At 72.3% G+C, this 13,717-nt stretch carries 15 protein-coding genes; all 15 read left to right on the plus strand.

Annotated elements, in window-relative coordinates:
* Positions 1-264: 264 nt before the first annotated feature.
* The 15 genes from pgsA (at position 265) to ABT263_RS24745 (ending at position 13,605) form a co-directional block, all read left to right on the plus strand.
* Entirely contained in the window at positions 265-912 is a 648-nt protein-coding gene (pgsA, locus tag ABT263_RS24675) for a phosphatidylinositol phosphate synthase (protein WP_352293275.1), read from the plus strand.
* Positions 912-1,907: a phosphatidylinositol mannoside acyltransferase gene (locus tag ABT263_RS24680; protein ID WP_352293277.1), complete on the plus strand. Its 996-nt coding sequence runs from the start codon at positions 912-914 to the stop codon at positions 1,905-1,907. The genes pgsA and ABT263_RS24680 overlap by 1 nt, the downstream gene beginning before the upstream one ends.
* 40 nt (positions 1,908-1,947) lie before the next feature.
* Entirely contained in the window at positions 1,948-3,132 is a 1,185-nt protein-coding gene (locus ABT263_RS24685) for a glycosyltransferase family 4 protein (protein ID WP_329486826.1), read from the plus strand.
* Positions 3,133-3,228: 96 nt separating this feature from the next.
* On the plus strand, positions 3,229-3,603 hold the full coding sequence (locus tag ABT263_RS24690) for a 5-carboxymethyl-2-hydroxymuconate Delta-isomerase (RefSeq protein ID WP_352293279.1): 375 nt from the start codon (positions 3,229-3,231) through the stop codon (positions 3,601-3,603).
* Between the two features lie 28 nt (positions 3,604-3,631).
* Positions 3,632-4,177, plus strand: coding sequence for a LemA family protein (locus tag ABT263_RS24695; protein WP_329486823.1), 546 nt, complete (start codon positions 3,632-3,634; stop codon positions 4,175-4,177).
* A gap of 155 nt (positions 4,178-4,332) precedes the next feature.
* On the plus strand, positions 4,333-5,244 hold the full coding sequence (pdxS, locus tag ABT263_RS24700) for a pyridoxal 5'-phosphate synthase lyase subunit PdxS (RefSeq protein WP_329486822.1): 912 nt from the start codon (positions 4,333-4,335) through the stop codon (positions 5,242-5,244).
* A gap of 96 nt (positions 5,245-5,340) precedes the next feature.
* Positions 5,341-5,964 carry a pyridoxal 5'-phosphate synthase glutaminase subunit PdxT gene (gene pdxT, locus ABT263_RS24705; RefSeq protein ID WP_329486821.1) on the plus strand — a complete coding sequence of 208 codons (624 nt, stop codon included), beginning with the start codon at positions 5,341-5,343 and terminating at the stop codon, positions 5,962-5,964.
* A gap of 99 nt (positions 5,965-6,063) precedes the next feature.
* Positions 6,064-6,822: a YebC/PmpR family DNA-binding transcriptional regulator gene (locus ABT263_RS24710; protein ID WP_329486820.1), complete on the plus strand. Its 759-nt coding sequence runs from the start codon at positions 6,064-6,066 to the stop codon at positions 6,820-6,822.
* Between the two features lie 130 nt (positions 6,823-6,952).
* On the plus strand, positions 6,953-7,546 hold the full coding sequence (ruvC, locus tag ABT263_RS24715; protein WP_329486819.1) for a crossover junction endodeoxyribonuclease RuvC: 594 nt from the start codon (positions 6,953-6,955) through the stop codon (positions 7,544-7,546).
* The gene (ruvA, locus tag ABT263_RS24720) at positions 7,543-8,154 is read left to right on the plus strand and encodes a Holliday junction branch migration protein RuvA (protein ID WP_329486818.1); all 612 of its coding nucleotides are present in this window, start codon (positions 7,543-7,545) and stop codon (positions 8,152-8,154) included. The genes ruvC and ruvA overlap by 4 nt, the downstream gene beginning before the upstream one ends.
* Positions 8,155-8,223: 69 nt before the next feature.
* Positions 8,224-9,300 (plus strand): Holliday junction branch migration DNA helicase RuvB, encoded by a 1,077-nt coding sequence (gene ruvB / locus ABT263_RS24725; protein ID WP_329486817.1) that lies wholly within the window; start codon positions 8,224-8,226, stop codon positions 9,298-9,300.
* Between the two features lie 246 nt (positions 9,301-9,546).
* Positions 9,547-9,954, plus strand: a complete 408-nt coding sequence (yajC, locus tag ABT263_RS24730) for a preprotein translocase subunit YajC (RefSeq protein WP_329486816.1) — start codon at positions 9,547-9,549, stop codon at positions 9,952-9,954.
* Between the two features lie 152 nt (positions 9,955-10,106).
* Positions 10,107-11,909, plus strand: coding sequence for a protein translocase subunit SecD (secD, locus tag ABT263_RS24735; protein WP_502885854.1), 1,803 nt, complete (start codon positions 10,107-10,109; stop codon positions 11,907-11,909).
* A gap of 4 nt (positions 11,910-11,913) precedes the next feature.
* Positions 11,914-13,026 carry a protein translocase subunit SecF gene (gene secF / locus ABT263_RS24740; RefSeq protein ID WP_352293281.1) on the plus strand — a complete coding sequence of 371 codons (1,113 nt, stop codon included), beginning with the start codon at positions 11,914-11,916 and terminating at the stop codon, positions 13,024-13,026.
* 27 nt (positions 13,027-13,053) lie between these two features.
* Positions 13,054-13,605, plus strand: coding sequence for an adenine phosphoribosyltransferase (locus tag ABT263_RS24745; RefSeq protein ID WP_352293283.1), 552 nt, complete (start codon positions 13,054-13,056; stop codon positions 13,603-13,605).
* Positions 13,606-13,717 lie beyond the last annotated feature (112 nt).

Consider the following 13,717-nt stretch of genomic DNA (forward strand, 5'->3'; position numbering starts at 1 on the left):
GTCGCGCCGAGGCTGACGTGAAAAGTCTAGGGGCGGTGTTCGCGGGGGCGCGTGTTCTGGGGGTCCGCGGTGACCGGGTGTGTGCGGCCGTGCGCCGGGGGTCGCGGGTGGGCGGGCGGTGGGGGCGGGCGGGCGGTGCGGTGCGCGGAGGGGCGTCGTGGGCGTGACTACGATGGGTGCGCCGGGTGGGCTGATCCGTCCGGCCGTCTGCCGCGTACTCCGCCGCAGGCGGGTACCAGGGAGATCGGAGCGGTTCGGAAGGCCATGCTCAACAAATACGCGCGTGCCTTCTTCACACGTGTCCTGACCCCGTTCGCCGCGTTCCTGATCCGGCTGGGGGTGAGCCCGGACGCCGTGACGCTGATCGGTACCGCCGGTTCGGTCGCCGGGGCGCTGGTGTTCTTCCCGCGTGGGGAGTTCTTCTGGGGCACCATCACGATCACGCTGTTCATCTTCTCGGACCTGGTGGACGGGAACATGGCGCGGCAGCTGGGCCGGTCGACCAAGTGGGGTGCCTTCCTGGACTCCACGCTGGACCGGGTCGCGGACGCCGCGATCTTCGGCGGGCTGGCGATGTGGTACGCGGGCGGGGGCGACAACGATCTGCTCTGTGCCGTGGCGATCTTCTGCCTGGCCAGCGGCCTGGTGGTGTCGTACACCAAGGCGCGGGCGGAGAGCCAGGGGCTGCCGTGTGATGTGTCGGGGCTGGTGGAGCGGGCCGAGCGGCTGGTGATCAGTCTGGTCGCGGCCGGCGTCGCGGGTCTGCACACCTTCGGGGTGCCCTATGTGGAGTGGCTGTTGCCGGTGGCGCTGTGGCTGGTGGCCGCGGGCAGCCTGGTCACGGTGTTCCAGCGGATGCTGACGGTGCGCCGCGAGGCGTTCGAGGCCGACCGAGCGGCGGCCGGGAGCTGATGGGGGGCGGGCCTTCGGTGAAGGACCGACTGGTGTACTCGGCCTACGCGTCGGGCTGGGCGGTGCTGCGGCACCTGCCGGAGCCGGTGGCGCGGGGCCTGTTCGACCGGATCGCCGACTTCGCCTGGCGCAGGCGCGGCAAGCGGGTGCTCCAGCTGGAGGCGAACCTGCGGCGGGTCCGGCCGGGGCTGGACGAGGCCGGGCTGCGGGAGTTGTCGCGGGCCGGGATGCGGTCGTACATGCGGTACTGGATGGAGTCCTTCCGGCTGCCGGTGTGGAGCCGGCAGCGGGTGGCCCGCGATGTGCAGGTGGCCGGCTTCGAGCAGCTGCGGGAGGCGATGGAGTCCGGCCGCGGCGCGGTGGTCGCGCTGCCGCACATGGGGAACTGGGACCTCGCGGGCGCCTGGGTGGCGCTGGAGGGGTACCCGTTCACCACGGTCGCGGAGCGGCTGAAGCCCGAGAAGCTGTTCGACCGCTTTGTGGCGTTCCGGGAGAGCCTGGGCATGGAGGTGCTCGCGTTGACCGGCGGCGGGGTGAACGTCGTCGGTACGCTGGCCCGCCGGCTGCGGGAGGGGAAGCTGGTCTGCCTGGTCGGCGACCGGGACCTCTCGGAGGCCGGGATCGAGGTGTCCTTCTTCGGGGAGGCGACCAGGATGCCGGCCGGTCCGGCGGCGCTCTGCCAGCGGACCGGGGCGGCGCTGCTGCCGGTCTCGCTCTGGTACGACGGCCCGCTGCTGCGGGCGCGGATCCACCCCGAGATCGTTCCGCCGCCGGAGGGGGACCGCAAGGAGAAGACCCAGGCGATGGTGCAGGCCATGGCCGACGTCTGGGAGCAGGGGATCCGCGAGCACCCCGAGGACTGGCACATGCTGCAGCGGTTCTGGCTGGCGGACCTGCCGGTCCGCGCGGCGGTGGAGGAGCCGGCGCGGCCGGCCGGCGCCGCCCGCCCCGCTCCGGCCGCCGGCGAGCCCGCCGCCGAGGCCTCCGGGCCCTGACCCGCCGCACCCGCCGCACCTACAGGATCACGAGGAACCAGTGAAGATCGGCATCGTCTGCCCGTACGACTGGGACGTTCCCGGCGGGGTGCAGTTCCACATCCGGGACCTGGCCGAGCACCTGATCGGCCTCGGCCACGAGGTGTCGGTGCTGGCGCCCGCGGAGGACGACGAGGCGCTGCCGCCGTACGTGGTCTCGGCGGGGCGGGCGGTGGCGGTGCCGTACAACGGCTCGGTCGCGCGGCTGAGCTTCGGCATCCTCTCGGCGGCCAGGGTCCGGCGGTGGCTGAACGAGGGCCGGTTCGACATCCTGCACGTGCACGAGCCGGCCTCGCCGAGCCTATCGATGCTGGCCGCGTGGTCGGCGTCGGGGCCGATGGTCGGCACCTTCCACACGTCCAATCCGCGGTCGCGGGCGATGATCGCGGCCTCGCCGATCCTGCAGCCCGGCCTGGAGAAGATGCGGGCGCGGATCGCGGTGAGCGAGTACGCCCGGCGGACCCTGGTGGAGCACCTGGGCGGGGACGCGGTGGTGATCCCCAACGGGGTGGACGTCGGCTTCTTCGCGGAGGCGGAGCCGGACGCGCGCTGGACGGGTGGGGCGGCGTCCGGCGAGCCCGGCACGATCGGTTTCATCGGCCGGATCAACGAGCCGCGCAAGGGCCTGCCGACGCTGCTGGCGGCCCTGCCGCGGATCCTGGCCGAGCGGCCGGGGGTGCGGCTGCTGGTGGCCGGCAAGGGCGACGAGGAGGAGGCGGTCGCCGGCCTGGCGCCGGAGGTCCGCGCGCAGGTGGAGTTCCTCGGCATGGTGAGCGACCGGGACAAGGCCCGGCTGCTGCGCAGCGTCGACCTGTACGTGGCGCCGAACACCGGTGGCGAGAGCTTCGGGATCATCCTGGTGGAGGCGATGTCGGCGGGCGCCCCGGTGCTGGCGAGCGACCTGGACGCGTTCAAGCAGGTGCTGGACGGCGGAGACGCGGGGGAGCTGTTCCCGGTGGAGGACGCGGACGCGCTGGCCGCGGCGGCACTGCGGCTGCTGGGGGACCCGGGCCGGCTGGAGGAGCTGCGCAAGGCGGCGTCCCGGCACGTGCGGCGGTTCGACTGGTCGACGGTCGGTGCGGACATCCTGGCGGTGTACGAGACGGTGACGGCCGGCGCGGTGGCGGTGGTCGGCGAGGACGAGCGCGGCGGCCGGCGCGGGCGGTTCGGGCTGGCCCGGGACTGACCCGGGCGTCCGGGGGCCGGTCGGCCGGGAATCGGCGGGGGCCGTCCGGGGTTGGGCTGCCTGAACCACCGATCATCGTGACCCTGGAGGCACCGGATGCCGCAGATCTCCGTCGACTACTCCCCGAGCCTGTCCGGCGCCTTCGACCGGCGTGCGCTGGGCCTGGCGATCAACCGGCTGGTGGTGAAGACCATCGACGCGAGCCCGGAGGCGTGCAAGACGGTCTTCCGCGAGGTGCGGGACTTCGTGGTGGGCGTCGAGGACGGCGAGGGCGCGGGCGACGCCCAGGTGTACGTCGAGTTCCAGATCTTCCCGGGCCGTACCCCGGAGGCGAAGGCGGCGCTCAGCGACGCCGTGCTGGCGCTGCTGGCGGAGCGGATCGCGCCGGCGCCGGGCACCCGGCTGTTCACCGCGGTGAACGTCGAGGACATCGACCGCGCCAGCTACCGGAGTGCCACCGCCGGGGGCTGACGCCGGGCACCCGGTAGCGTAGCGCCCCGTGACTACCTGGATCTGGGCCGCCGTGGCCGTGGTGCTGTTCGGCATGTACCTGAGTTGGACGGCCGGCCGACTGGACCGGCTGCACGCCCGGATCGACGCCGCGCGGGCGGCGCTGGACGCGCAGCTGGTCCGGCGGGCCTCGGTCGCGATCGAGCTGGCGGCCTCCTCGCTGCTGGACCCGGCGGCCTCGCTGCTGCTGCTGGACGCGGCGCACGCGGCCCGGCAGGCCGACGACGAGCAGCGCGAGGTGGCGGAGAGCCAGTTGAGCATGGCGCTGCGGGCGGTGTTCGCCGAGCCGGAGCAGGTCGCGGTGCTGGTGGCCGAGCCGGGCGGCGAGGAGGCGGTCAAGGAGCTGACGGCCGCGGTGCGCCGGGTGCCGATGGCGCGGCGGTTCCACAACGACGCGGTGCGTGCGGCCCGGGCGGTGCGCGAACACCGGCTGGTGCGCTACTTCCGGCTGGCGGGCAAGGCACCGTTCCCGATGGCCTTCGAGATGGACGACGCCCCGCCGTCGGCGCTGACCCCGGAGGGTGCTCCGGCCTGAGGAGCGGGCGTCTCACAGGCCGGACCGGGTGTGCCCGGATCCGGCCTGTTTGTCGTATCCCGTCGGCCAGCCTGGACTTGATGGCGCATGGAAAGACCATTTCTTCCGCCTACCATAGGGCGATAGCACTGGTTCATCTTCGAGTGAGGTCTCACGTGTCCACCACCCCCACCACCGCAGACCAGCCGCAGATCGGTACCGCCCGGGTCAAGCGCGGCATGGCCGAGCAGCTCAAGGGCGGTGTGATCATGGACGTGGTCAACGCCGAGCAGGCCAAGATCGCCGAGGACGCCGGCGCTGTCGCCGTCATGGCGCTGGAGCGGGTGCCCGCCGACATCCGCAAGGACGGCGGCGTCGCGCGCATGTCGGACCCGAACATGATCGAGGAGATCATCGCCGCGGTCTCGATCCCGGTCATGGCGAAGTCCCGGATCGGCCACTTCGTCGAGGCCCAGGTCCTGCAGTCGCTCGGCGTGGACTACATCGACGAGTCCGAGGTGCTGACCCCGGCCGACGAGGTGAACCACTCGGACAAGTGGGCGTTCACCACGCCGTTCGTCTGCGGTGCCACCAACCTGGGCGAGGCCCTGCGCCGGATCGCCGAGGGTGCGGCCATGATCCGCTCCAAGGGCGAGGCCGGCACCGGCAACGTCGTCGAGGCGGTCCGCCACCTGCGCCAGATCAAGAACGAGATCGCCCGGCTGCGCGGCTACGACAACAACGAGCTGTTCGCCGCCGCCAAGGAGCTGCGCGCTCCGTACGAGCTGGTCAAGGAGGTCGCCGAGCTCGGCAAGCTGCCGGTCGTGCTGTTCTCCGCCGGTGGTGTGGCCACCCCGGCCGACGCCGCGCTGATGCGCCAGCTCGGTGCCGAGGGCGTCTTCGTCGGCTCCGGCATCTTCAAGTCGGGCGACCCGGCCAAGCGTGCCGCCGCGATCGTCAAGGCCACCACCTTCTTCGACGACCCGAAGATCATCGCGGACGCCTCCCGCAACCTGGGCGAGGCCATGGTCGGCATCAACTGCGACACCCTGCCCGAGAGCGAGCGCTACGCCAACCGCGGCTGGTAGTCGGCCCCGCGCCCAGCGCCGGCCCGCCGCAGCGCCTCGGCGCGCGGCGGGCCGCGCCACGTACACACGACGTAACGATCGAAGAGGTTTGAGACCGTGAGCACTCCAGTCATCGGCGTCCTCGCCCTGCAGGGCGATGTCCGCGAGCACCTGGTCGCGCTGGCCGAGGCCGACGCGCTCGCCCGCCCGGTGCGCCGTGCCGAGGAGCTGGCCGAGGTCGACGCGCTGGTGATCCCCGGCGGGGAGTCCACCACCATGTCCAAGCTGGCCCTGCTGTTCGGCGTGATGGACCCGCTGCGCGAGCGGGTCGCCGGGGGCATGCCGGTCTACGGCACCTGCGCGGGCATGATCATGCTGGCCGACAAGATCCTGGACGGCCGCGACGACCAGGAGACCGTGGGCGGCATCGACATGACCGTGCGCCGCAACGCCTTCGGCCGCCAGAACGAGTCCTTCGAGTCCGGCATCGCCTTCCGCGGCCTGGACGACGCCCCGGTGCACGGCGTGTTCATCCGCGCCCCCTGGGTCGAGGCCGTCGGCGCGGGCGTCGAGGTGCTGGCCGAGCTGCCGGCCGCCGACGGTCCGGAGAGCCGCGTCGTCGCCGTCCGCCAGGGCAACCTGCTGGCGACCTCCTTCCACCCCGAGCTCACCGGGGACCACCGGGTGCACGGCTACTTCGTGCGGATGGTCGAGGAGCACCTGGCGGCGGCCGCCCGGTAACGCTTCGCCGCCGCACGCGGACCGTGTGCACCCCACCGGTGGCGGCACCGGTAAGATCCCTCCTGTTCATTTCCCTTTGGCGACGTAAAGGAGCTGGCGATGTCCGGCCACTCTAAGTGGGCTACCACCAAGCACAAGAAGGCCGTGATCGACGCCAAGCGCGGCAAGCTCTTCGCCAAGATGATCAAGAACATCGAGGTGGCGGCGCGCACCGGCGGCGGCGACCCGGCCGGCAACCCCACGCTGTACGACGCCATCCAGAAGGCGAAGAAGAGCTCCGTCCCGATCGACAACATCAACCGCGCCGTCAAGCGCGGCTCGGGCGCGGAGGCCGGCGGGGCCGACTACTCGACGATCATGTACGAGGGCTACGGCCCGAACGGTGTCGCCGTCCTCATCGAGTGCCTCACCGACAACCGCAACCGCGCCGCCTCCGACGTGCGCGTGGCGATGACCCGCAACGGCGGTTCGATGGCCGACCCGGGCTCGGTCTCGTACCTGTTCAACCGCAAGGGCGTCGTGATCGTCCCCAAGGCCGACGGCGTCGACGAGGACAAGCTGTTCGAGGTCGTCCTCGACCAGGAGCCCGAGGAGATCAACGACCTCGGCGAGTCCTTCGAGATCGTCTCCGAGGCCTCGAAGATGGTCGCCGTCCGGACCGCGCTGGTGGACGCCGGCGTCGACTACGACTCGGCCGAGGCCAACTTCCTCCCGAGCATGCAGGTCGAGCTGGACGTCGACGGCGCCCGCAAGATCCTGAAGCTGATCGACGCCCTGGAGGACAGCGACGACGTGCAGAACGTCTTCGCCAACTTCGACATCAGCGACGAGGTCGGTGCGCAGCTCGACGCCGAGTGATCGTTCCCACTCCCCGGCCCGGTGGTCCCACGACCACCGGGCCGGTGTCGTCGGTGGGACTGTCCGACCCTGGCGGTAGCCTTCGCAGGTCGCCACGGCGAGCGGCGCGTTTCGGAGAGGCGGGGTCGAGGTGCGGGTACTGGGCGTGGACCCGGGGCTGACCAGGTGCGGGATCGGGGTGGTCGACGGCGCGCCGGGCCGGCCGCTGAGGATGGTCGGCGTCGGGGTGGTGCGCACGCCCGCCGAGGCGGACATCGGGCCCCGGCTGCTGCTGGTCGAGCAGGGCATCGAGAGCTGGCTCGACGAGCACCGGCCCGACCTGGTCGCGGTCGAGCGGGTCTTCGCCCAGCACAACGTCCGCACCGTGATGGGCACCGCGCAGGCCAGCGCGGTCGCGATGCTCTGCGCCACCCGGCGCGGCATCCCCGTCACCCTGCACACCCCCAGCGAGGTGAAGGCCGCCGTCACCGGCTCCGGCCGGGCCGACAAGGCCCAGGTCACCGCCATGGTGCAGCGGCTGCTGCGGCTGGACGCCCCGCCCAAGCCGGCCGACGCCGCCGACGCGCTGGCGCTGGCCATCTGCCACATCTGGCGCGGCGGCGCGAGCGACCGGATCGCCGCGGCGCTCGCCAAGGCGGCGCCCGCCAGGACCGCACCCGGGGCGGCCGCGCCCGCCGCCCGGGCCCCGTACTCCGCACGATCCCCCCGAGGAGCCGCTCGATGATCGCCTTCGTCCAAGGGCCGGTGGCCGCCGTCAGCGGCGGCACCGTCGTCGTCGAGGTCGGCGGCGTCGGCATGGCCGTCCAGTGCACCCCGGCGACCGCGGCCGGCCTGCGTCTCGGGGAGCCGGCCCGGCTCGCCACCTCGCTGGTCGTCCGGGAGGACTCGCTCACGCTGTACGGCTTCGCCGACGACGACGAGCGGGCCGTCTTCGAGATCCTCCAGGCCGCGCCCGGTGTCGGGCCGCGCCTGGCCCAGGCCATGCTCGGCGTGCACAGCCCGGACGAGCTGCGCGCCGCCGTCGCCGCCGGGAACGAGAAGGCGCTGATCGCCGTCCCCGGTATCGGCAAGGCGAAGGCCGCCAAGCTGCTCTTGGAGTACAAGGACAAGCTGGGCGCCCCGCACGGCAGCGTCCCGGCCCAGAAGCCGATCGCCGCGGGGCCCGCGCCGTGGAGCGAGCAGCTGCACGCCGCCCTGGTAGGCCTCGGCTACGCGCCGCGCGAGGCGGACGAGGCGGTCACCGCCGTCGCCCCCGAGGCCGAGGCGCAGGCCGTCACCGATGTGGGCGCGCTGCTCAGGGCCGCGCTGCGGACCCTCAACCGGACGCGCTGACGCCGCGTCGGCCGCCACCCTCCACCAAACCGACCATCTGTCACCTTGTCGACATTGGAGCCCGCACCGATGAGCCCGTACGACTCCGACCCGGCCGACCGGCTGGTGACGGCCGCCGCCGACGGCGAGGACCAGGCGGTCGAGGCGGCGCTGCGCCCCAAGCAGCTGGACGAGTTCATCGGCCAGGAGCGGGTGCGCGAGCAGCTGTCCCTGGTGCTGCAGGCCGCCCGGCAGCGCGGTACCGCGCCGGACCACGTGCTGCTCAGCGGTCCGCCCGGGCTCGGCAAGACCACCCTTTCCATGATCATCGCGGCCGAGCTGGGCGCCCCGATCCGGATCACCTCCGGCCCGGCCATCCAGCACGCCGGCGACCTGGCCGCGATCCTCTCCTCGCTCTCCGAGGGCGAGGTGCTCTTCCTGGACGAGATCCACCGGATGTCCCGGCCGGCGGAGGAGATGCTCTACATGGCGATGGAGGACTTCCGGGTCGACGTGATCGTCGGCAAGGGCCCGGGCGCCACCGCCATCCCGCTGGAGCTGCCGCCGTTCACGCTGGTCGGCGCGACCACCCGGGCCGGGCTGCTGCCGCCGCCGCTGCGCGACCGGTTCGGCTTCACCGGCCACATGGAGTTCTACGCGCCCGCCGAGCTGGAGCGGGTGGTGCACCGCTCGGCCGCCCTGCTGGACGTCGAGATCGACCCGGCCGGCGCCGCCGAGATCGCCGGCCGCTCCCGGGGCACCCCGCGGATCGCCAACCGGCTGCTGCGCCGGGTCCGCGACTTCGCGCAGGTCCGGCACGACGGGGTGGTCACCCCGGAGATCGCCGCCCGGGCGCTGGACGTCTACGAGGTGGACGCCCGCGGTCTGGACCGGCTGGACCGCGCGGTGCTGGACGCGCTGCTGCGGCTGTTCGGCGGCGGACCGGTCGGCCTGTCGACCCTGGCGGTCGCGGTGGGTGAGGAGTCCGAGACGGTCGAGGAGGTCGCCGAGCCGTTCCTGGTCCGCGAGGGCCTGCTGGCCCGGACCCCGCGCGGCCGGATCGCCACCGCCGCCGCCTGGCAGCACCTCGGCCTGACCCCGCCGGTTCAGACCACCAGGGGCGCGGTACCGGCCCAGTCGGAACTTTTCCCGGCGGACGAGGGCTGAACGGGTGACACCGGGGCGATCGGGGCGCGCGGACGCCTGAGCAGGTCCGCGCGGAGAAGCCGGGGGAGAAGTCCGGGGAATCTGTGCAGGCGCAGGCTCGCCACTTTCGGCGGCAGGATGCGATGCTTGGCGTTGTCCGATCAGTTCGGGGTCGCCTAGACTCCGCCGGACCGCCCCTCTCACCTGACGGGCCGACCATTACCACACAGGCCGCCGGCCGGCGGCCCGTAAAGGACCCTGGCTGCAGTGAACCTCATCATCCTTCTCCTCCCGATCATCGCGATCGTGCTCATGTTCCGGTCGCAGAAGAAGCGCCAGCAGCAGCAGGCGAGCATGCAGACCGCGCTGGAGCCCGGGGCGGGAGTGCGCACCATCGGCGGCCTGTACGCCCAGGTGAAGGCGGTCAACGAGGAGACCGTCGAGCTGGAGATCGCGCCCGGCGTGGTCACCCACTTCACCAAGAGCGCGGTGGCGGCGGTCCTGGACCCGCAGGAGTACGACGCGATCATCAACGGTCGCCCCGCCGTGGACGAGCTGTCCGAGCCGGAGGCCGAGGACGCCGACGTCGAGCCGGTCGAGGACAAGCCGCTGACGCTCACCAAGGACAGCGCCGACAAGGGCGACGTCGAGGGCGCTGGTCCCGCGACCAAGTAGTACGGCCGGGCACCCGCCCGGCCGCGCGGCGCAGTCAGTAGTGCCGCGAGCCCACAGGATCTCAGGGCCGCAGATCCGCCATGCCCCCGTCCGCCACGAGCCGGACGGGGGTCCGGTAGGGGAGGTGGCATGGACAGGGAGAAACGAGCAAGGTGGCAACACCCAAGTCGCGCCCGCGCGACGGTTACCCGGGGCGGGCTCTGGCCCTCATCCTGGTGGTCACCGTCGGACTGGTCGCCCTCATGTTCGGGACGGGCCACACCAAGCCCCGCCTGGGTATCGACCTCGCCGGCGGTACCAGCATCACCTTGAGCGCGAAGTCGACCGACCCCAAGGCGATCAACAAGTCCAACATGGACATCGCCACCGGGATCATCGAGCAGCGGGTCAACGGGATGGGCGTCTCCGAGGCGGAGGTCCAGACCCAGGGCGACCGGAACATCATCGTCAACATCCCCAAGGGTGGTGACAAGCAGAGCGCGGTCGACCAGGTCGGCACCACCGCGCAGCTCTACTTCCGCCCCGTCCTCGCCCTCGCCCCGAGCGGTGTCCAGGCCCCGGCCCCGAGCGCGTCCCCCTCGGCGAGCGGCAGCGCCGCCCCGAGCGCGACCCCCTCGGCCACCGGCACGCCCGCCGCGTCCGCCGGCGCCCCCAGCGCCAGTGCGACCAAGCAGGGCCGCGCCGTCGGTGAGGCGCTCGCCGCGGACGCCACCCCGACCCCGGCCGCCACCGGCAGCGCGAGCACCGCTCCGAGCGCGCCCGCCGCCGCGACCCCGAGCGCTCCCGCGCCCACCGCGCCGGTCAACCCGGACCTCTCCGCCGCGATGACCACGGGCACCGTGCCGCCGGAGCTGGCCGCCGAGTTCGCCGCCGTCGACTGCTCCAAGCCCGAGCAGCGCAAGAACCTGCAGAAGTCCGAGGGTCAGCCGACCGTCGCCTGCACCCAGAAGGACGAGCGCGGGATCTTCTACAAGCTCGCCCTCGGCCCGGTCGCGGTGAAGGGCGCCGACGTCTCCAAGGCGCAGGCCACCATCGACACCCAGCAGGGTGCCGGCTGGCAGGTCGCGCTGCAGTTCAACGGCCGGGGCACCGACGCCTTCACCGACGTCACCGGCAAGCTCGCCGCCCAGCCGGACCCGACCAACCAGTTCGCCATCGTGCTGGACGGGCAGGTCGTCTCCCACCCGTACGTGCGCAACGCCATCCCCGGCGGCTCGGCCGTGATCTCCGGCAGCTTCAGCCAGGCGGAGGCGCAGAACCTCGCCAACGTGCTGAGCTTCGGCGCGCTGCCGCTGGAGTTCACCACGGACGACGTCACCACCGTCTCGCCGCAGCTCGGCGGCGACCAGCTGAAGGCGGGCCTGGTCGCCGGCCTCATCGGCATGGTGCTGGTGGTCCTCTACTCGCTGGTCTACTACCGCGGCCTCGGCCTGGTTTCGATCGCGGGTCTGATCGTCTCGGCGATCCTGACCTACTCGATCATGAGCCTGCTCGGCGCGGGGATCGGCTTCGCGCTGAACCTGCCGGCCGTCTGCGGCGCGATCGTCGCGATCGGTATCACCGCCGACTCCTTCATCGTCTACTTCGAGCGCATCCGCGACGAGGTCCGCGAGGGCGCCCCGCTGCGCCCGGCGGTCCAGCGGGCCTGGCCGCGCGCCCGGCGCACCATCCTGGTGTCGGACTTCGTGTCCTTCCTCTGCGCCGCGGTGCTCTACCTGGTCTCGGTCGGCAAGGTGCAGGGCTTCGCGTTCACGCTGGGCCTGACCACCGCGCTCGACGTCGTGGTGATCTTCCTGTTCACCAAGCCGCTGATCACCCTGCTGGCCCGCCGGAAGTTCTTCTCCGACGGTCACCCGTGGTCGGGCCTGGACCCGAAGCGCCTGGGCGCCCGCCCGCCGCTGCGCAGCACCCGTCGTCGCAGCTCCTCCTCCTCTGCCGCCGTGAAGGAGGCCTGACACCGTGTCGCGCTTCTCCAATCTGGGTCACCGGCTCTACCAGGGCGAGGTCAGCTTCGACTTCGTCGGCCGCCGCAAGCTCTGGTACAGCATCTCCGGCGTGATCGTGCTGGTCGCCGCAGTCGGCCTGGCCATGGGCCTGAAACTCGGCATCGAGTTCAAGGGCGGCTCGGTCTACACCGTCGCCAAGCCGGGGCTGACCATCTCGCAGACGCAGGACGTGGTGGACAAGATCGTCCACTCGCACCCGCTGGTGCAGTCCGTGGACGACGGCAAGAAGATCCGCATCCAGGTCAGCTCCGAGGACCAGATCTCCTCGGCGGTCTTCACCGACAAGCTGTCCAAGGAGCTCAGCGTCCCGATCGCGGAGATCGACACCCAGGTGATCGGCCCCAGCTGGGGTGAGCAGATCTCCAGCAAGGCCCTCACCGGCCTGATCATCTTCATGGTCCTGGTGACGGTCTACCTGGCGATCGCCTTCGAGTGGCGGATGGCGGTGGCCGCCCTGGTCGCCCTCATCCACGACCTCCTGATCACCATCGGGGTGTACGCCCTGGTGGGCTTCGAGGTCACCCCCGGTACGGTGATCGGCTTCCTGACGATCCTCGGGTACTCGCTCTACGACACGGTCGTCGTCTTCGACACCGTGAAGGAGAACGCGAAGGGGCTCACCAAGCAGAACAAGATCACCTACAGCGAGGCGGCCAACGCGGGCCTCAACCAGACCCTGGTCCGCTCGCTGAACACCACGGTGGTCGCCCTGCTCCCGGTGGCGGCGCTGCTGTTCATCGGTGGCGGCCTCCTGGGCGCCGGCACGCTGAACGACATCTCGCTGGCCCTGTTCATCGGTCTCGCCGCCGGTGCCTACTCCTCGATCTGCGTCGCCACCCCGCTACTCGCGCAGCTCAAGGAGGAGCAGCCGGAGATGAAGGCGCTGGCCAAGCGGGTCGCCCAGCGGCGGGCCGCGGAGGCCAGGAACGCCGCCGCGGAGGCGCGCGGCGAGGCCCCGGAGGGCGAGGAGATCGCCGACGGCGACCTGCCGGCGGGTATGGTCGGTCAGCGCGGCCGGGCGGCCGGCACCTCGCGTGCCAAGGGCCGTCCGTCCACCAAGCGCTGACGCCCGACCGACCGTGAGGACTCTTCCGTGACCACCGCCGACACCGCCCTGGCCGAGCTGCTGAACAGCCGGATCCGGGACGTTCCGGACTACCCGAAGCCCGGTGTGCTGTTCAAGGACATCGCACCGCTGCTCGCCGACGCCGAGGCCTTCGCGGCCCTCACCCGGGCGCTGGCGGAGCGGGCGGCGGCCCTCGGTGCGACCAAGGTGGTGGGCCTGGAGGCGCGCGGCTTCGTGCTGGCGGCCCCGGCGGCCTTCGCGGCCGGCCTCGGCTTCGTGCCGATCCGCAAGGAGGGCAAGCTGCCCGGCGAGGTGTTCCGGCGCTCGTACGAGCTGGAGTACGGCTCGGCGACGCTGGAGGTGCAGTGCGACGCCTTCGCACCCGGTGAGCGGGTGCTGGTGGTGGACGACGTGCTGGCCACCGGCGGGACGATCGGTGCCTCGCTGGACCTGGTCAAGGAGGCCGGCGCCGAGCTGGTGGGCGTCGTGGTGCTGATGGAGCTGGGCTTCCTGGACGGCCGGGAGCGGCTGGCCGGGCACCTGGCCGGCGCGCCGCTGGAGACGCTGGTCACGGTCTGAGGGAAGCGTCCGACGAACGGACGGAGGGCGGCGGTCGGATCATCCGACCGCCGCCCTCCGCGTGTCCGGGGCCGACCGGCTGAACACGGGAGCGCCGGGCTCGGTACCATGA

The sequence above is a fragment of the Kitasatospora sp. NPDC001603 genome, assembly GCF_040298365.1.
Taxonomy (GTDB): Bacteria; Actinomycetota; Actinomycetes; order Streptomycetales; family Streptomycetaceae; genus Kitasatospora.